This window comes from Polaromonas sp. P1_F8 (genome assembly GCF_056405635.1).
Window position 1 is genome coordinate 1,204,391 of sequence record NZ_JBFUBS010000001.1, and the last position, 16,195, is coordinate 1,220,585.

Below are 16,195 nucleotides of genomic sequence, written 5' to 3' on the forward strand. Positions count from 1 at the left end.
CAAATTGGTAAGGCCACCTGACACGATGTGCCGTATTTGGCCTTACCGGGAAGTGCGTGTGTATTGGTGCTTACCCGTGATCCGGGATCAAAAATCGGGGGTAAAAAAACGGGAAAAAGCCTGCGCAATTGCACAGGCCTGACTACGGGCACGGGAGTAAAGGTTGACGGAGCTCATGACCATTCGCGGCGGTTCTCGACCCAGCGCTGTTCGGAGGCTTGCAGATGCATTCGCATGGCGTTCTGTGCGGCCAGTACGTCCCGGTTCTCCAGGGCGCGCAAGATGGCCTCATGCTCCTGCAGCGCAATCGCCCAGCTTTGGCCCGATTCGGAATGCGCGCTCAGGCGCGCGGCAATCGGGCTGTGGCGCTCGTCAAACAGCTCTCCCACCAGCCGCTCCAGCACGGAGTTGCCGGTCATGGCCGCAATCGTTTGGTGAAACTGCCGGTCAAAGGCCAGGGGCGAGCGGTTTTGTGCCATGGCGGACAGCATGTTGTCCAGAATCTGGCGCAGCGCCAACAGCGCCTCGGGCGTGGCCCTGGCGCAGGCCTGCAGCACGATGGTGCCCTCAAGGGCGGCGCGTGCCTGCATAAGTTCGATCGGGCTTTCGCCCATGGCGGCCAGGGACTGCGGCTTGCGCTGGGCCGCGCTGCAGACGTACACGCCAGCGCCCATGCGCACTTCCACGCTGCCCTCAATTTCCAGTGCAATCAGCGCCTCGCGCACCGAGGGGCGTGAGACGCCCAACTGCAGGGCCAGATCGCGCTCCGGCGGCAACCGCGCACCCGCGGTGTAGTTGCCCTTGTCAATGAAGGCGCGAATCTGCTCGGCAATTTGTTGATAGAGCCGACGGTTGTCGACCTGTTTGAGTTGGTCCAGCATGAGTCCTCCGCGTGAAGTGCAGTTTATGCGACGGCGGTTTTTGCTATGGGGTTATGGTTCGAACTGGTAAGGCCAATGCAAAATTTTTCACGCTGACGTTACTTAATTTTGGAGCCAATTTTGATTGGCTGGCGTACCACTCATACCTTCCGCCCCGCTCATGATCCAGCTCAGCGACCTGACAACCTGAGATAGGCGAGCCGGCGCCACTGAGGCAAGGCGAGAGCCGGGACGATAATCAAGGCCACACGTTCCGATTCCCCTTAGCCATGAAAGCATGACCTCCATGAAGACATTGACCGCCGCGCTCATCGCCCTGGCCTCCATTGCCCTGTCCACCACCGCCCTTGCCGCCGCCCCGGCCGAAACCCTGCCCAGCGGCGTGAAGATCGTGCACAGCACCGACGGCACCGGCCCGCAGCCCAAGGCGACGGACACCGTCAAGGTGCACTACCGCGGCACGCTGGCCGACGGCAAGGAATTTGACAGCTCTTACAAGCGCGGCGCGCCCGCCACCTTCCCGCTGAACCGCGTGGTGCCCTGCTGGACCGAAGGCGTGCAGAAGATCAAGGTCGGCGGCAAGGCCACACTGACCTGCCCACCCGCCACGGCCTATGGCGACCGCGGCGCCGGCGGCGTGGTGCCGCCCAATGCCACGCTGACCTTCGACATCGAACTGCTCGCGATTGAAAAGTAAAAGCTAAAGAGGCGCTTCGAGCGTCGTGAGGAGGGCTTTGTCAAAGGCCTGCGCGCGCTCGAACTGCAGCCAGTGGCCGGCGCCTTCGACCAGGGCCAGGCCCCTGAAATCCGCAGCTCGCTCCAGGGCTGCCCGCAGCCCATCAAGCTTGCCGCGGTACAGCGCATCCTCTTCCCCGTAAATCGCCCACACCGGGCAGCGCAGCCGCGCCAGTGACTGCGCCAGCGCGCCGGTGCGCGCCAGGCTGCGGCCCTTCATGCGGTCGCGCAGCACGTTGGCGATGTGCAGGCGCAAGGCCAGTTCGTTGATCGCGTCCGCGCGGTACAGCATCAGCGCCGCGAGGTTGTGGCGATGGATCTCATCGCGCTGGCCCGCATCGGTGATATGCCGCCATGCGCGCAGGCGTATGGCTTTTTCGGGCGCGACACCCAGGCCGGGCGCACCCACCAGCACCACACGCGCCGCCCGGGCGGGGAAGCGCTCCGCCACAAAGCCGGCCACCATGCCGCCAAAGGAAAATCCCACGAGGTCGCAGGCCGCCTCGCCCGCCAGCAGGGCCAGCCCTTGCTCGACCGGTTCGGGCAGCACGTCGGCATCGGTGCCCCGTAAAGGCGCGGCCGAATCGCCAAAACCGGGAAGGTCGGGGACCAGCACCCAGCGGCCCGACGCGGCCAGCGCGGGGATGTTGCGCAGCCAGTGCATCCAGCTGCCGCTGCCGCCGTGCAGCAGCACCAGGGGCGCGAGCCCGGGCCGGCGCGTGGCCTGGCCCCACGTGTGCCAGACCATGGTGCCGTCGCCGCAAGGGGTTTCAAAACGGCTGGCCGTGCGCAGCATCGCAAGCGCTTCGGAGGGCCGCTCAATGTTTGCCGAATCTGTCATGGGAGATAGAACCTATTTACGGTCTAAACGGAGCCGCGTTGGGGTGCAATCGGGATGAGTGGGCCGACCGGGACCGCCGCATGGGCTAATGCCCATGCAAGGGCCTGGGTGGCTCAATCGCCCGACCGCCCAGCCGGCCGGCTGGGCGTCGTGCAGCTGCCCCAATGGGGATGCAAACGCGACCGCGTTTGCGTCACCCCAACCCGAAGGGCAAGCCCCTTCTCGGGCGGTTTGCAGCGTTGCGATGCTAACCCATAGCTGTGCTATGGGCGTCGCACCGCGCCTTGCATCCCATCCCGAGAAGGGGCTTGCGCGGCCTCGTTTAGACCGTAAACAGGTTCTTATACCCTGTCCCTCATGCGGCCATTGCCAAGCTCCTAAACTGGCCCGGCACCCTTACAACAACATCCATGAATTCAGGCCAGCTCGCTTCCTCTTCACTCCCACTCCTCCGGGGAGAGGGCGCAAAAACATGATCCCCTTTTCAGTCCTCGACCTGTCCCCCATCGTCACGGGCGCCACTGCCGCCGATGCCTTTCGCAACACCCTGGCCCTGGCCCGGCATGCCGAACAGCTGGGCTTCAAGCGCTTCTGGCTGGCCGAGCACCACAACAACCCGGGCATTGCCAGCGCCGCCACCGCGGTGGTCATCGGCCATGTGGCGGGCGGCACGCAAACCATCCGCGTGGGATCCGGCGGCGTGATGCTGCCCAACCACTCGCCGCTGGTGATCGCCGAGCAGTTCGGCACGCTGGCTTCGCTGTACCCTGGCCGTATCGACCTCGGACTGGGACGCGCACCGGGCACCGACCAGTTCACCGCACGCGCGCTGCGGCGTGACCACCAGAACAATGCCGACACCTTTCCGCAGGACGTGGAGGAACTGCAGGCCTACTTTGAACCGGCAGAGCCCGGCCAGAAAATCAGGGCGGTCCCGGGCGCTGGCCTCAAGGTGCCGCTGTGGCTGCTGGGCTCCAGCCTCTTCGGTGCCCAGCTCGCTGCCATGCTGGGCCTGCCCTTTGCTTTCGCATCGCACTTCGCGCTCGACATGTTGATGCAGGCGCTGGACCTGTACCGCAGCGGCTTCAGGCCTTCCGCGCAGCTCGCCAAACCTTACGCCATGGTGGTGGCCAATGTCGTCGCGGCCGAAACGGACGAAGCGGCGCGCTACCAGCTCACATCGGTGCAGCAGGCCATGACCAACCTGTTGCGCGGCACCCCGGGACCAATGCCGCCGCCGATCGACGACATCGAAAGCTACTGGTCCCCGGCCGAGAAAGCCGGCGCCCAGCGCATGCTGCGTTATGCCGTCGCGGGGTCGGCTGCAACGGTTGAAAACCAGCTTCAGCGCTTCATCGAGGACACGCAGGCCGATGAACTGATGGTGACCACTCACATTTACGACCCCGCCATCGCCCGGCGCTCCCTGGAAATCACTGCACAAGTGCGGGACAGGCTGCAGGAAGAACGCCAGTGCCGCGCATAGCGCTATTGTTTTGATAGCTGCTTGCGCTCGTCTTTATTGGGCTAGAGCCTTAAAAGGCTTGAATTTCGTCATGTGAGCGCCGCAGGCCAAACCGTAGTCACTGAAATGCAAACGTGCCCATTGGCACAGATCATGCAAAGCTGAAGCACCCGCCCGCGGGCAACACGCCAGCTTCCCATGCCCCCAGTTACATCACCCGAACGCCACACCCTTTTTGACGATGCGCAGGGCATCTTCACGGGCACGCTGTTTGTGTCGCTGGCGATGGTGATCTTCAACCAGGCAGGCTTGTTGACGGGCGGTACGGCCGGCGTGGCCTTTGTGCTGCACTACGCCACCGGCGTGAGTTTCGGCAAACTGTTCTTTCTGGTCAACCTGCCCTTTTACTGGTTCTCCTGGACCCGCATGGGCCGCGAGTTCACCATCAAGACCTTCCTGTCCATTGCATTGCTATCACTGCTGGCGGACTGGTCGCCCCGGGTGCTCGACATCGCAGACATCCACCCGCTGTACGCCGCGCTGGTGGGCGGCCTGCTGCTGGGGACCGGTTGCCTCTTCCTGGCCCGGCACAGGGCCAGCCTGGGCGGCGCCACCATCGTGACGCTCTACCTGCAGGAAAAGCACGGCTGGCGCGCCGGCAAGATACAGATGGCCATTGATTCGGTTGTGGTCTTGATGGCGCTGGCGGTCGTGCCCTCCGAGCGCGTGGCATATTCCATCATGGCTGCCGTGCTGATGAGTCTTTTCCTCTGGGTCAACCACAAACCCGGGCGCTACACGGTGACCTGAACTCAGTCGCCGCCGCCCACCTTGCCCCGCGAAGACTTGATTTCCGAACGCTGGCTTTTGCCGGCCAGGCGGCGCTGCTTCGAACCGTAGGTGGGTTTGGTGGCGCGCCGCGCCCGGGGCGGTGTGGAGACGCTGTCAACAATCTCCTGCAGGCGTGCCATGGCGTCGCTGCGGTTCATCTCCTGGGTGCGGTGCTGCTGCGCCTTGAGCACCAGAACGCCCTCCTGCGTGATGCGGTTGTCACTGGTCGCCAGCAGCCGCTCCTTGATGGCGTCGGGCAGCGACGAGGCAGCAATGTCAAACCGCAGGTGAATGGCGCTCGACACCTTGTTGACATTTTGCCCGCCAGCGCCCTGCGCGCGTATGGCGCTGAACTCCACCTCGCGTTCGTCAACGGGAAATTTCGGTGGCGCAGCCATGGTCAGTGCCGCAGCGGGTCAGGCTGCCAATTCGGCCAGGCCCGCGATGGCGAGTGCGTAGCCCCTGACGCCGAACCCGGCCATTACGGCCCTGGCAGCCGGCGAAATATAAGAATGATGGCGGAAGGCTTCGCGGGCATGCACATTGCTGATGTGCAGCTCGATCACCGTGACGCCCGCGCCCTTGATGGCATCGTGCAAGGCCACGCTGGTGTGGGTGTAAGCGCCGGCATTCAGCACGATGCCTGCCAGCGTGCCCGCGGCCTGGGCGCGGCCGGCTTCATGAATCGCGTCAATCATCACGCCTTCATGATTGCTCTGGCGAAAGTCGAGCTTGAAACCGTGGGTTGCGCAGGCTTTGGTGCACAGCGCCTCTACATCGGCCAGGGTTTGCGAGCCATACACAGCCGGCTCACGCGTTCCCAGCAGATTGAGGTTGGGGCCATTCAGGACAAGAACTGTTTGCATGAAGCGGGGCTTTCCGGATGTTCGGGTGGGTGGGGTTTGGCTATTAGCCTGGGCCCGATTATCGACGCTGCCGCCGCCACCCCATCACCGAAGCACCCTGTCCCCCGCTCCCGCACCTGCCTGATCAACCCGCCGGCAGCACCCTAGCGCAGGCTTCCGAAAAAGCGTTCCAGCCAGTCGGCAAACGCATCTGGTTGCTCCACCGCGCTCAAATGAGCCGCTGGCAAGGTGCGCAATTGCGCGCCCTTGATGCTGGCGCAAATGGCTTCAGACATGGCCAAGGGCGTTGCCTCGTCACGCGTGCCGGCAATCACAAGGGCCGGGCACTGGATCGCGCCGTTGCTGGTGCGAAAGTCAATGCGGGAAACCGCTTCGCAGCTGGCCGCATAGGCGGCGGCATCGGTGGTCTCAAGCACCTTGCGCAGCGCCGCGACCTTGCGTGCACCGCCGCCCACCTCATCCGCCCTGAATTCCGGGGTAAACCAGCGCTGCATCGCACCGTCTGATATCGCCGCCACGCCCTGGGCCTGTACGGTGTGAACGCGCGCCTGCCACATGGCACGCGCCGCATCGTCGTAAAACAGGGCGGCGTTGGCAACGACGATGCTTTTGAGCAGCTGCGGATGCCGCGCCGCCAGCGCCTGCGCCGTCATGCCGCCCATGCTGAGCCCGACAAAATGCACCGGGCCACCGCCCTGCCCTTTGATAAGGCCCGCCACATCATCGGCCAGCAAGTCGAGCGTGTAAGGGCCCGGCACCGCTTCCGATTGGCCGTGGCCGCGGTGGTCATGGCGCAGCACGGTGTAGCGGTTCTTCAGGATGGCTGTCACGCCGTCCCACATCGTGAGGTCACAGCCCAATGCATGGCTAAGCACCACGACAGGCCCCTGGCCTTCACTGATCCAGTGCAGATGAGGTTTTTTCATGCGTTATCAAATGATGTAGTGGTTGAGGAACCGCGAATGCAGCCCTGTCAGTCAGCGAGCAGGCCTTTTTCGCGAAGGATGTCGCCCGCCACAGAGAACGCATGGTTGGCGGCGGGAACACCACAGTAAATGGCGGCCTGCAGAATCACTTCCTTGATATCGTCCGGCGTGAGCCGCGACTCCGGCGGGCCGTCGAGTGCCGCGCGGACATGCATGGCAAATTCTTCGTACGCCTTGAGCGCAATCATGGTCGACAGGACCATCAGGCGGCGCGTCTTGTCGCCGAACGCCGGCCGGCCCCAGACTTCATTCCACGCATAGCGCGTGATCAAGTCCTGGAACTCGCCGTTGAAGGCATTGCTTTTGGCGATGGAACGGTCCACCCAGGCATCACCGAGCACGCGCCGGCGGTTGATCATTCCCTTGTCATGGTCGTTCATGGTTTTACCTTTTTGCGGTCTTGGTGCGATGGCTGTCAGTGTGCGTTTTCCCCACCAGTGCTTCAACAGCGTCGGCCTGCGCATGCGCGAGTGTTGACGCGTGCCGCGCCAGCGCCAGGTTAAACCACTCGTCGGCGGCATCGGCGGGCAGCACGGAACGCAGCGCCTCCAGGTTGGCGCTCATGCGCTGGGTGTCCACCTGCAGGCCCGGCAGGGCCTGGGCCATGGCGCGGACGGATCCGTGCGCCGACATCAGCAGCCCCGGCCATTCGGCCAATTCGGCCTGCCAGTTCCCCAGGGCGCGCTCATGCTCCTGCGCCATGGTGGCGAGCAGCGCGGCCACGCGCTGCGGCGCGCGCTGCGCTGCAGCCAGTGCCACCATGCAGGCGACCGGATTGCGCTTGTGCGGCATGGCGGATGAACCGCCGCGCCCCGGCTCGGCCGGCTCCGCCAGTTCGCCCACTTCGTACTGCCCCATCAGCGAGATATCTTTGGCGATCTTCCCGAGACTGCCTACCAGCAGACCCAATTCGCAGCCCAGCGCCACCCACTCGTCACGCTGGGTATGCCATGCAAATGCGGAAGGTTTGAGTTTCAGGTCGGCCGCCATATGCGCCATGATTTGCGGGCCCTTGCCGTTCATCTGCGCCAGTGTTCCCACGGCCCCGCCCAGCTGCACGGCCAACGCATTGTGGCCAGCCACTTGCAGGCGCTGCAGGCTGCGCGCCAGCGGCGCAGCCCAACCCGAGCACTTGAAACCAAAGCTGGTGACCGATGCCGGCTGCATCAGCGTGCGGGCCAGCACGGGGTCAGCGGCATGGCGGCGGGCCAGCACCAGTAACGCCGCTACTGCCTTGCGGATGTCGGCCTCAATCAGGTCCAGCGCATTGCGGGTCACCAGCGCCAGCGCAGTGTCGATCACGTCCTGGGAGGTCGAGCCGAAATGGACAAACCCCGCAGCCTCCTTGTTGAAGAGGCCCACGGTTTCCCTCAGGGCCTTGACCAGTGGAATTGCGATGCTGCCGGCACGCCCACTTTCGCGAACGATTTTGGCCACATCAAACAATTCGATCTTGCAGGTGCCGATGATGGATTGCGCGGCGGCTTCGGGGATCAGGCCGGCGCTGGCCTGCGCCCGCGCCAGCGAAGCCTCGAAGCGCAACATGGCATCCAGAAAGTTACGCTCGCTGAAGGCCTCCAGAATTTCCGGCGTGGACAAAAAACCTTCAAAAATGCTGCTCATGCCGTGAACTCTCGAAAAACAATGACTGATATTTTCCCGCCGGGACGCCTCAAGGAAAGACGGACCCCATACACAGGGGAAAGGGGCAGCGCCCCGCAGGCACGAAGTGACGAGCGTGGGAGCTTCATTTTCTCAAGCGGATCTGGTTAGGCAGCGGCACGGAACGGCGCAGCACATCCTCCCCCAACCACAGTGCAGAGCGCCATGCGCGCTGGGCTACTGTGGGCAAAGGCATTTGCTGGTAGTCGTCGTTGAACACTTCAAAGCTGTAATCGCCGCGGTAGCCCAGGCCATGCAGCTTGGTGACCAGTGTGGCCAGCGCTTCGCTGTGCACACCCTCGCCTGGAAACACGCGGAAATGCCGGGCGGTGGCAATGCGCTCCTCGACCGACTTGATTTCCGTCCACATGAAGTCGGCCAGCTGCACCAGAAAAATTTTGTCCGGATCCAGTATGTCCAGCTCATCCAGCGAGGTCTTTGTCGCAAACATATGAAAGGAGTCAAAGCCCAAACCCAGGTTGGGCATGTCGGCTTCACAAATAATGTCCCAGGCCTGCGGGAACTCATTGACGGTGCGGCCCCACGACAAGGCTTCGTAGGCGATCTTGATATTCATCGGAATCGCCAGCATGGCCAGCTTGCGCAAGTCCCTGACCAGCGCCCGGGTTTCACCCGTGGCGTGCACCGAGGTTGACGAACAGATCAGCAGCAGGCGGCAGCCCAGCGCATGGCACATTTCCAGCATCGATTTGGCGATGTCCATCTTGTAGTCGTGCAGGTGCCCGGACAACCCCTCAAAATCACGCAAAACCTGGAACCCGGTGACGCGCAAACCGCTTGCACGCACCGCAGCGACGGCGGCTTCCATGCCGTCGGGGTGGCCTACCAGGTCCTTGGCGGCCAGCATGATCTGGGTGAAACCGGCTTCGCGCACGGCCTTGAGCTTGGCCTCCAGCGGGCCTGCCAGCGAGATGGTGTCCATCCCGAAATCGTCGATGTTGCCGCTGTAGTGGCTCATGCCTGGCGCCTGTTTAGCGTACGTCATGGACCAGCTCAAAACTCACGCTGCCCATCCAGCTCTTGGTCAGCGCGCCGCGGTCCTCGGTATGGACCCCGGGTGACTCGAGGAATTCCACGCCGCGCTTGCGCAACTCGCCGACAGTGGCCAGCACGTCTGCGCTGCCCAGGCCAATGCGCTGCAGGCTTTCGTCCCCTTCCACGTCGAGCACGCTGGCTTCAGGCTCGATCAGCTGAAGGTAAAAGCGCGACGAAGGCGGGCACGGGCTGCGAAGGATGCGCCCCTTGGGCAGGATGCCGAAGCGCTGTTCGTCGGGCAGGTCGGTAAAGCCAAACAGCTCGCGGTAAAACTCGGCCCAGTCTTCAGTGCGGTCATTGCCGATGTATTGCACGACACCAAAGAAGTGCAACCCCGCCACGGCAGGCGGATGCTGATCCACCGTGGGAATCGGCACAAAGTCCACGTCATAGATCGAAAACTTGTCGTAACGGTCTACAAAATAAATGCGGCTCTTTCCCACGCCATGGATGGCCGGGATGTTCAGCTCCATCACCTCGACGCGCGACGGCACGGCCCACGCGCCCCGCTCCAGCGCACGGTGATAGGCGTCTGCCGCGTCCCGCACGCGCAAGGCCACAGCGGCAATCACCGGCTTGTCGGTCGGCGCGGCGCCATCCGGCATGGCGGGAATGTGGGCATTGACAATCACGTTCATGCTGCCTTGCCGGTACAGCAATACCTCGCGCGAGCGGTGGCGGGCGACCGGACGGAAGCCCATTGTTTCCAGCACCTGGCCCAGCGCCTGCGGCTTGGCGGTGGTGTATTCAATGAACTCAATGCCGTCCAGCCCCAGGGGGTTGGCAACTTCGGGGATGGCCTCCCGGTCGGCGGCTGGCGCTGGTGCAAAGGTGCTCATGGTGATGTCTCCGGTGAGAGGTTGCAGCAGATTCAGGAAGTTGCCACGGCGGGCGCCACGGTTGCGCCCGGCACATGGCCGCCGCCGAGGAAGAGGCGTTCGATGTTGGGGTCTGCCAGCAGCTCCGCCGCCGGCTTGTGCAGCACCAGTTGCCCCGACTCAAGCGCGATGGCGTCATCGGAAATTTTCAGCGCGCTTTTGACGTTTTGCTCAACCATCAATACTGTCGTGCCCTGCGCCGCCAGTTTCTGCAACAGCTTGAACACGTCCTGCACCACCATGGGTGACAACCCGATTGAGGGTTCGTCAATCAGGATGACCTTGGGGCGCAGCAGCAAGGCCCGGCCGATTTCAAGTTGCTTCTGCTCACCACCCGAAAGCGCTGAGGCCTGGGAATGCAGGCGTTCCTTGACACGCGGGAAAAACTCCAGCACCTCGGGAATACGCTCGTGTGTGGTTTTCGTACCCAGCGTGATGCCGCCCAGCTCCAGGTTCTGCCAAACAGTAAGCTGGCCAAACAGGTTGCGCCCCTGGGGCACAAACACAATTCCTTTGGCCAGCAATTCTTTCTGGCTGGCGCCCGAAATGTCCTCACCATTCAACAGGATGCGGCCCTGCCGCGGCTTGAGCAAGCCAAACAGCGCTTTCAAAACCGTGGACTTGCCCGCACCATTGGGGCCCAGCAGCAGCGTGATGGAACCCGTACGCACCTTGAACGACAGGTTGTTCAGGATCATGAAGTCCTTGTAACCTGCCACCACATCGTCAAATTCAATACAGATCTCACTTGTCATATCAATCTCCATGAAGCCTCAGTTGACCTCTTTCCAAGCAACGGCGCGGAACCGGCTCCGCCGGGCCGCAGCGGTTGTCCCCCTGAGGGGCTTAACTGCCCGTTTTTCGGCTACACGAAGTGAGCCGAGACAGGAGGCTAATTCCCTAAATAGGCGTCCAGCACCTCTTTATTGGCCCGGATTTCCGCTGGCGTGCCGATGGCCAGCACCTTGCCCTCCACCATCACCATGATGCGGTGGCACAGGCCCATCACAAAATCCATGTTGTGCTCGATCACCACAAACGAGGCCTTGCGGCCAAATTTGGGGTTCTGGTTCAGATCCCGGAGCAGCGACGAGATGCCGCCCACCAGGCTGGGATTGACGCCCGCGCACGGCTCGTCGAGCAGCACCAGGTCCGGTTCGGCCATAAAAGCCATGGCGATGTCCACCAGCTTTTGCTGGCCGTAGCTCAAGGTCCCGGCGAGCTTGTCAGCCACATGGCGGATGCGGAACTGGTCGATGAGCGCATCGGCCTTGTCGCCCAGCCCCGAGTCGCCAGGCGCAAACATGCGGCCGAGCAGGCTGCCCTTGTGCTCCTGGGCCGCCACGATCAGGTTGTCGCGCACCGTCATCTTTCCAAACACCTGAAGGGTCTGAAAGGTGCGGCCCACGCCACGCCGGCTGAGCTCCAGCGGCGACAGGCCGGTAATGGTTTTACCGTTGAGTTCGATCGTGCCGGCATCGGGGCTGATCTGGCCCAACACGCTGTTGAACATGGTGGTTTTACCCGAGCCATTGGGTCCGATGACACCAAAGATTTCCCCCGGCATGACTTCAAAGGAAACCCCGCCCACAGCCTGGATGGCGCCGTAAGCCTTCTTGAGCCCGGCGACTTTTAACAATGCATTGCTCATGATGCCGCTCCGATCCGGCTGGCCGCAGCCGCACGTGCCTGGGACGCCTCACGCGCTGCGCGCTTGGCCCGTATACGGTCAGGAATGCTGAGCAACCCATCGGGCAGCCACACCATCAACAGCACCACCGCAGCGCCGAACATCGGCAAATACCAGTTGGACACCAGCGGCACATCGCGCAACCATTCCGGCAGCACCACACCCACGGCGGCGCCCACGATCGGGCCCAGAAAATAACCTGCGCCACCGACCACCACCATCAAATACATCATGATGGATGCCGCCACCGTAAACGGCCCCGGCTCAATGAACTGCACCAGCGATGCGAACAACGCACCGGCGATACCGGCATACGCCGCGCCAATGGCAAAACTCAGCAACGTGTAGTTGCGGATGTCTACCCCCAGGCTCTCGGCACGTATCGGGTTGTCGCGCAGGGCCGTGAAGGCCTTGCCCCAGGGCGAGCGCAGCAGGCCCCACAGCAGGCCCGAAAGAATGACCGTCACGGCCAGTACAAAGTAGTAGTAAGGCAGGTTGCCTTCGAGCGAATAACCGAAGAGGGACGGCCGTGCAATGTTGTTGATGCCGAAGGTTCCCCCGGTGAGCCATTCCTCATTGCGCATCACCAGCCAGATGGCGGTGTTAAAACCCAGCGTGGCGAATGCCAGGTAAATGGCCTGCACGCGCAGCGCCGGGAAACCCAGGATCAGCCCGACGGCAAAACAGATCAATGCGGCAGCCGGCAAACCAAGCCAGAAGCTGACACCCGCCTTCATCAGGATGGCGACGGTGTAGGCGCCAATACCGAAGAAAGCCGCGTGGCCCAGCGATTTCTGGCCCGCGTAGCCAATGGTCAGGTTCAGTCCCATGGTGGCAATGATAAAAACCAGCCAGTAGGTCAGCAGGTAGATGCCGTAGCTCTTCAGGAACTGCGGCACTGCCAGTACCAGCAAAGCGGCCAGAACCGTCAATACCAGGGCAAATTTGTTGTTGGCGAGCTTCATACCTTGCGCTCCTCTTTTTTACCCAGCAGGCCTTGTGGCTTGAAGAGAATCACCACCATGAAAATAACCAGCGCCACGGCGTCCTTGTAGGCCGGTGAAATATAGGCAGCGGCCAGGTTCTCGCACACCCCCACAATCAGCCCGCCCAGCAAGGCGCCGCGCGAGTTGTTGAAACCGCCGATGATGGCGGCAAAAAAAGCCTTGGTACCAAGGCCTTCGCCCATGTCGAACTTGGCGAGGTAAGTGGGCGTAACGAGCAGGGCCGCCGCCACCGCCAGCACGGCATTGATCGCGAAGGTGTAGAAAATCATGCGCGGCACATTGATGCCCAGTACCGAAGCACTTTCGGTGTTTTGCGCCACGGCCTGCATGGCGCGGCCCGTGACGGTTTTGGCCAGGAAGGCCTGCGTCGCCATCACGATGATCAGGGCCAGCGCAAAAGTGCCGATGTCCTGAAGCGTTATCGTGACGCCGGCGATGTTGAACAGCTTGTCGGCAAAGAGACTCGGAAAAGGATGGGCTTCGGCGCTGTAGCCGGCGCGCACGCCGTTGCGCAGGGCAATGGAAAGCCCGATGGTCGCCACGACGATGGGCATCATGCCGTACTTGAAGAGCGGATCCACCACCCCCCGCTTGAAGACCCAGCCCAGCAGCAGCACGGCCAACAGCACCGCCAGCACAAAGCTCACCAGCATGGGTGCGCCCAGCGAAATGAAGGCCAGCATCATGAAGGCCGGCAGCATGACAAATTCACCCTGCGCAAAGTTGATCGTTCCCGAGGCCTGCCACAGCAAGGTAAAGCCCAGGGCTGCCAGCGCATAAATGCTGCCGGTGGCCAGGCCCGAGAAAAAGAGTTGGAGAAAGTCTGTCATGGGAAGGTCCGATGGAGAAAGTCGGTTGTATTCAGCGGAGTTCTCAATGGGAAGGGCTTGCGCCCTGCCCCATGAGCGGCCGGCCCCGCATGGCCGGCCGAGGTTGCAGTTACTCAGTTATTTCTTCGCGGCCGGCTTGGCCGCAGCAGGCGCCAAAGGAAGGGTCTTGCTCACGTCCCGGGTGGCCAGGCCAAGCGGGGGAACCATGTCAATGACTTCCTGCTTGCCGTTTTTGACTTCCACCATGAAGCTCATGCGGTCGAGGTCGCCCTTGTTGTCAAACTCGGTGTACATCAGCGCGCCGGGGTATTTGTCGGTGTTGACCTTCAGGCCCTTCATGGCCGCAGCCACGGCTTTGCGGTCCAGCTTGCCGGCTTTTTCAATGGCAGCCTTGAGCACGTAAACACCGGAGTAGCCCTTCATGCCGTTGTGGTCGGAGATGTACTTGTAGTCCCTCTCGAACTTGGCCTTGAAGGCGCGGATGGCAGGCACCGGCGCATCCACCGTCAAGCCCACGTGGGCAATCGCGCCGTTGGCAGCCTCACCGGCCAGCTCAATGACTTTCTGGCCTGTCAGGGTGGTTTCGCCGATGATGGGCTTGTTCCAGCCCTGCTTGCGCAGCTCACGCAGCAAGCGTGCCGACTCTTCTTCGTTTGAATAAGCGAACACGCCGTCTGCATTGCTTTGCTTGGCACGCAGCACCGCGGCAGAGAAGTCGACCTGGCCGGGTTCGGTGGAGATCTCGCTCAGGATTTTGGTCGGCGAATTGGCGAGGGCCTTCCTGATCGAGTCCATCCCGCCTTTGCCGAAATCGTTGTTCACATAAATGACGGCAATGCTTTTGAGCTTGGCCTGATCACTGATGTAGCGTGCCACCTTGGGCATGGCAGTGGCTTGCGTGAAGCTGGTGCGAAACACGTAAGGGTTGCCCTGCTCGGTGATGCCGGCTGCCTCGCCCCCGGTGAAGTTGGGCACCTCGGCGCGCCGTGATTCGGCCATGCTGACCATGATGGAGCCGGAGAACACCGGACCGAAGATGGCAAACACGTCGTCATCGATGGCTTTTTGCGTTAGCCCCTTGGCCACGCCTGCATTGCTTTGCGTATCAGCGGTGGTTGTCTGGATTTTCTTCCCCAGGATGCCGCCGTTGGCATTGATTTCCCTGACGGCCAGCTCAACGCCGTTCTTGAAGTTGGTGCCTGCCGTGGCGCCGCCGCCGGACAGCTCGACAATGTTGGCGATCTTGATGACGTCTTGCGCAAAACCAGCGCTAGCGCTTACTGCGAGAGCGCAAGCGGCTATCAATTTGAGAGCGAATCGTTTTTTCATGGTTGTCTCCTCTGGGGGGTTAAAAAATCAAGGTGATGCGAGTCGTGCTTCCCCGACTCCTGGGATGGGAACACTGTCAGATGGTGTGGTCTGGAAGGGGCGCCTGATTTCACCGGCCATCGTGGCGGGGTACAAATGCCCCCGGATAAAGGTGGCATCGCGGCGAACGGCCTGCGCCGCTGCGGCATGCCCAAAAAAATCCAGGTAGTCCGGCACCTGCTGGATCAGCATCTCAAATCCGGGCTGTGCGGTCAGACCGCGCTCGCGGGCAGCCCGGACCAGCGGCGTCGGCTGGTTCTTCATCAGGATGTCCATGACGGCCGCATGCGGCGCCACACGGGACACATCGCACGGAAGGGGATCATCGGCCCGGAGCCCCAGCGGTGAGGCATTCACCACCACGTCATGGCCCGACGGGTCACCGCTGCTCACAGCCGCGATGCTTGCGTTGGACAGCGGCATAGCGGCGGCAATCTGGTCGGCCAGCACCTGCGCCTTGCCGGGCGCCGGGTCATAGAGCGAAATGGCGGCTGGCGCCTGGCTGCCCGCCATTGCGAGTGAAGCGGTAATCGCGGCAGCCGCGCCGCCTGCGCCCAGTATCAACACGCGCTTGCCGGCGTAGGCCACACCGAAATAGTCCAGCGACAGGACAAAACCTTTGCCGTCAAACAAGGCGCCTTCCAGTTCACCGGCTGCGTTACGGCGAATGCCGTTCACCGCGCCGGCTACCCGGCCCGCGTCATTGCAATGCGAAAGCAGGCTCATCACTTCGGCCTTGTGCGGGATGGTCAACAGCATGCCTTTGACGTTCCTGGCCAGGAAAGCGGCCTTTACAAAAGCCTGGATGTCCCCGGCGGCCACATGTACCGGGACAAGGACAGCATCAATACCCAGCGTCTTGAAGATCAGGTTGAACACCTCCGGCGCACGCACCTGCCCGACCGGATCGCCGGGGATCAAATACACGTCGGTATTGCCCTGAATGGTGGAAAACATGCTGGATTGCCTGAAACGTTCGATAATCGATTGAAACTGCCAGATTTGGTGTGAACTTTAGTAGCTAGCCTCAGGAATCCCAACAGGTTTATCACCAAATTGATCGTTAATCGCTCAATAAAGATCGATGATCGAACGAAAC

The 16,195-nt window shown here is 62.3% G+C and carries 18 protein-coding genes; 3 read left to right on the forward strand and 15 right to left on the reverse strand.

Features of this window, described 5'->3' with window-relative positions; all coding sequences use genetic code 11:
- Window positions 1–173: 173 nt before the first annotated feature.
- Window positions 174–881, reverse strand: a complete 708-nt coding sequence (locus tag AC1D1J_RS05665; protein WP_477665654.1) for a FadR/GntR family transcriptional regulator — start codon at window positions 879–881, stop codon at window positions 174–176.
- Between the two features lie 286 nt (window positions 882–1,167).
- On the opposite strand from AC1D1J_RS05665, the gene AC1D1J_RS05670 reads away from it, so the two are divergent.
- Window positions 1,168–1,578, forward strand: coding sequence for an FKBP-type peptidyl-prolyl cis-trans isomerase (locus tag AC1D1J_RS05670; protein WP_477685229.1), 411 nt, complete (start codon window positions 1,168–1,170; stop codon window positions 1,576–1,578).
- A 3-nt stretch (window positions 1,579–1,581) separates the two neighbouring features.
- Here the strand turns inward: AC1D1J_RS05670 and AC1D1J_RS05675 are convergent, their stop codons facing one another.
- A complete protein-coding gene (locus AC1D1J_RS05675; protein WP_477685228.1) occupies window positions 1,582–2,457 on the reverse strand; it encodes an alpha/beta fold hydrolase in 876 nt (291 codons plus the stop codon).
- 472 nt (window positions 2,458–2,929) lie between these two features.
- Between AC1D1J_RS05675 and AC1D1J_RS05680 the strand changes: the two genes are divergently transcribed.
- A complete protein-coding gene (locus AC1D1J_RS05680) occupies window positions 2,930–3,943 on the forward strand; it encodes an LLM class flavin-dependent oxidoreductase (protein ID WP_477694101.1) in 1,014 nt (337 codons plus the stop codon).
- A 177-nt stretch (window positions 3,944–4,120) separates the two neighbouring features.
- Window positions 4,121–4,732, forward strand: a complete 612-nt coding sequence (locus tag AC1D1J_RS05685) for a DUF6198 family protein (RefSeq protein WP_477685226.1) — start codon at window positions 4,121–4,123, stop codon at window positions 4,730–4,732.
- A 2-nt stretch (window positions 4,733–4,734) separates the two neighbouring features.
- Here AC1D1J_RS05685 and arfB read toward each other — a convergent pair whose 3' ends face one another.
- The 13 genes from arfB to AC1D1J_RS05750 form a co-directional block, all read right to left on the reverse strand.
- Window positions 4,735–5,151 carry an alternative ribosome rescue aminoacyl-tRNA hydrolase ArfB gene (gene arfB / locus AC1D1J_RS05690; RefSeq protein ID WP_477685225.1) on the reverse strand — a complete coding sequence of 139 codons (417 nt, stop codon included), beginning with the start codon at window positions 5,149–5,151 and terminating at the stop codon, window positions 4,735–4,737.
- A gap of 18 nt (window positions 5,152–5,169) precedes the next feature.
- Window positions 5,170–5,619 (reverse strand): type II 3-dehydroquinate dehydratase, encoded by a 450-nt coding sequence (aroQ, locus tag AC1D1J_RS05695; RefSeq protein WP_477685224.1) that lies wholly within the window; start codon window positions 5,617–5,619, stop codon window positions 5,170–5,172.
- Between the two features lie 143 nt (window positions 5,620–5,762).
- Window positions 5,763–6,545 (reverse strand): alpha/beta fold hydrolase, encoded by a 783-nt coding sequence (locus AC1D1J_RS05700; RefSeq protein ID WP_477694102.1) that lies wholly within the window; start codon window positions 6,543–6,545, stop codon window positions 5,763–5,765.
- Window positions 6,546–6,592: 47 nt separating this feature from the next.
- Window positions 6,593–6,985, reverse strand: coding sequence for a carboxymuconolactone decarboxylase family protein (locus AC1D1J_RS05705; protein WP_457280117.1), 393 nt, complete (start codon window positions 6,983–6,985; stop codon window positions 6,593–6,595).
- Window positions 6,986–6,989: 4 nt separating this feature from the next.
- Window positions 6,990–8,228 (reverse strand): 3-carboxy-cis,cis-muconate cycloisomerase, encoded by a 1,239-nt coding sequence (gene pcaB, locus AC1D1J_RS05710; protein ID WP_477694103.1) that lies wholly within the window; start codon window positions 8,226–8,228, stop codon window positions 6,990–6,992.
- A 124-nt stretch (window positions 8,229–8,352) separates the two neighbouring features.
- Complete coding sequence (locus AC1D1J_RS05715; protein ID WP_477694474.1) at window positions 8,353–9,246, reverse strand: sugar phosphate isomerase/epimerase family protein; 894 nt, start codon at window positions 9,244–9,246, stop codon at window positions 8,353–8,355.
- 13 nt (window positions 9,247–9,259) lie between these two features.
- Complete coding sequence (locus AC1D1J_RS05720; protein ID WP_477685221.1) at window positions 9,260–10,162, reverse strand: VOC family protein; 903 nt, start codon at window positions 10,160–10,162, stop codon at window positions 9,260–9,262.
- A gap of 32 nt (window positions 10,163–10,194) precedes the next feature.
- On the reverse strand, window positions 10,195–10,956 hold the full coding sequence (locus tag AC1D1J_RS05725) for an ABC transporter ATP-binding protein (protein ID WP_477694104.1): 762 nt from the start codon (window positions 10,954–10,956) through the stop codon (window positions 10,195–10,197).
- Window positions 10,957–11,093: 137 nt separating this feature from the next.
- On the reverse strand, window positions 11,094–11,852 hold the full coding sequence (locus AC1D1J_RS05730; protein WP_477694105.1) for an ABC transporter ATP-binding protein: 759 nt from the start codon (window positions 11,850–11,852) through the stop codon (window positions 11,094–11,096).
- Entirely contained in the window at window positions 11,849–12,856 is a 1,008-nt protein-coding gene (locus AC1D1J_RS05735; RefSeq protein WP_457280112.1) for a branched-chain amino acid ABC transporter permease, read from the reverse strand. The genes AC1D1J_RS05730 and AC1D1J_RS05735 overlap by 4 nt, the downstream gene beginning before the upstream one ends.
- Window positions 12,853–13,728: a branched-chain amino acid ABC transporter permease gene (locus tag AC1D1J_RS05740; protein WP_457280111.1), complete on the reverse strand. Its 876-nt coding sequence runs from the start codon at window positions 13,726–13,728 to the stop codon at window positions 12,853–12,855. The genes AC1D1J_RS05735 and AC1D1J_RS05740 overlap by 4 nt, the downstream gene beginning before the upstream one ends.
- A gap of 117 nt (window positions 13,729–13,845) precedes the next feature.
- Window positions 13,846–15,057: an ABC transporter substrate-binding protein gene (locus tag AC1D1J_RS05745; RefSeq protein ID WP_477694106.1), complete on the reverse strand. Its 1,212-nt coding sequence runs from the start codon at window positions 15,055–15,057 to the stop codon at window positions 13,846–13,848.
- Window positions 15,058–15,084: 27 nt separating this feature from the next.
- Window positions 15,085–16,053 (reverse strand): shikimate dehydrogenase family protein, encoded by a 969-nt coding sequence (locus AC1D1J_RS05750; RefSeq protein ID WP_477694107.1) that lies wholly within the window; start codon window positions 16,051–16,053, stop codon window positions 15,085–15,087.
- Window positions 16,054–16,195: the final 142 nt, after the last annotated feature.

Bases quoted from the DNA above. Each gene is read 5' to 3' on its own strand.
- AC1D1J_RS05665 (WP_477665654.1), bottom strand. From the start codon at position 881: ATGCTGGACCAACTCAAACAGGTCGACAACCGTCGGCTCTATCAACAA.
- AC1D1J_RS05725 (WP_477694104.1), bottom strand. From the start codon at position 10,956: ATGACAAGTGAGATCTGTATTGAATTTGACGATGTGGTGGCAGGTTAC.
- AC1D1J_RS05745 (WP_477694106.1), bottom strand. From the start codon at position 15,057: ATGAAAAAACGATTCGCTCTCAAATTGATAGCCGCTTGCGCTCTCGCA.
- AC1D1J_RS05735 (WP_457280112.1), bottom strand. From the start codon at position 12,856: ATGAAGCTCGCCAACAACAAATTTGCCCTGGTATTGACGGTTCTGGCC.
- AC1D1J_RS05740 (WP_457280111.1), bottom strand. From the start codon at position 13,728: ATGACAGACTTTCTCCAACTCTTTTTCTCGGGCCTGGCCACCGGCAGC.
- AC1D1J_RS05720 (WP_477685221.1), bottom strand. From the start codon at position 10,162: ATGAGCACCTTTGCACCAGCGCCAGCCGCCGACCGGGAGGCCATCCCC.
- aroQ (WP_477685224.1), bottom strand. From the start codon at position 5,619: ATGCAAACAGTTCTTGTCCTGAATGGCCCCAACCTCAATCTGCTGGGA.
- AC1D1J_RS05680 (WP_477694101.1), top strand. From the start codon at position 2,930: ATGATCCCCTTTTCAGTCCTCGACCTGTCCCCCATCGTCACGGGCGCC.
- AC1D1J_RS05715 (WP_477694474.1), bottom strand. From the start codon at position 9,246: ATGAGCCACTACAGCGGCAACATCGACGATTTCGGGATGGACACCATC.
- AC1D1J_RS05685 (WP_477685226.1), top strand. From the start codon at position 4,121: ATGCCCCCAGTTACATCACCCGAACGCCACACCCTTTTTGACGATGCG.
- arfB (WP_477685225.1), bottom strand. From the start codon at position 5,151: ATGGCTGCGCCACCGAAATTTCCCGTTGACGAACGCGAGGTGGAGTTC.
- AC1D1J_RS05730 (WP_477694105.1), bottom strand. From the start codon at position 11,852: ATGAGCAATGCATTGTTAAAAGTCGCCGGGCTCAAGAAGGCTTACGGC.
- AC1D1J_RS05705 (WP_457280117.1), bottom strand. From the start codon at position 6,985: ATGAACGACCATGACAAGGGAATGATCAACCGCCGGCGCGTGCTCGGT.
- AC1D1J_RS05670 (WP_477685229.1), top strand. From the start codon at position 1,168: ATGAAGACATTGACCGCCGCGCTCATCGCCCTGGCCTCCATTGCCCTG.
- AC1D1J_RS05750 (WP_477694107.1), bottom strand. From the start codon at position 16,053: ATGTTTTCCACCATTCAGGGCAATACCGACGTGTATTTGATCCCCGGC.
- AC1D1J_RS05675 (WP_477685228.1), bottom strand. From the start codon at position 2,457: ATGACAGATTCGGCAAACATTGAGCGGCCCTCCGAAGCGCTTGCGATG.
- AC1D1J_RS05700 (WP_477694102.1), bottom strand. From the start codon at position 6,545: ATGAAAAAACCTCATCTGCACTGGATCAGTGAAGGCCAGGGGCCTGTC.
- pcaB (WP_477694103.1), bottom strand. From the start codon at position 8,228: ATGAGCAGCATTTTTGAAGGTTTTTTGTCCACGCCGGAAATTCTGGAG.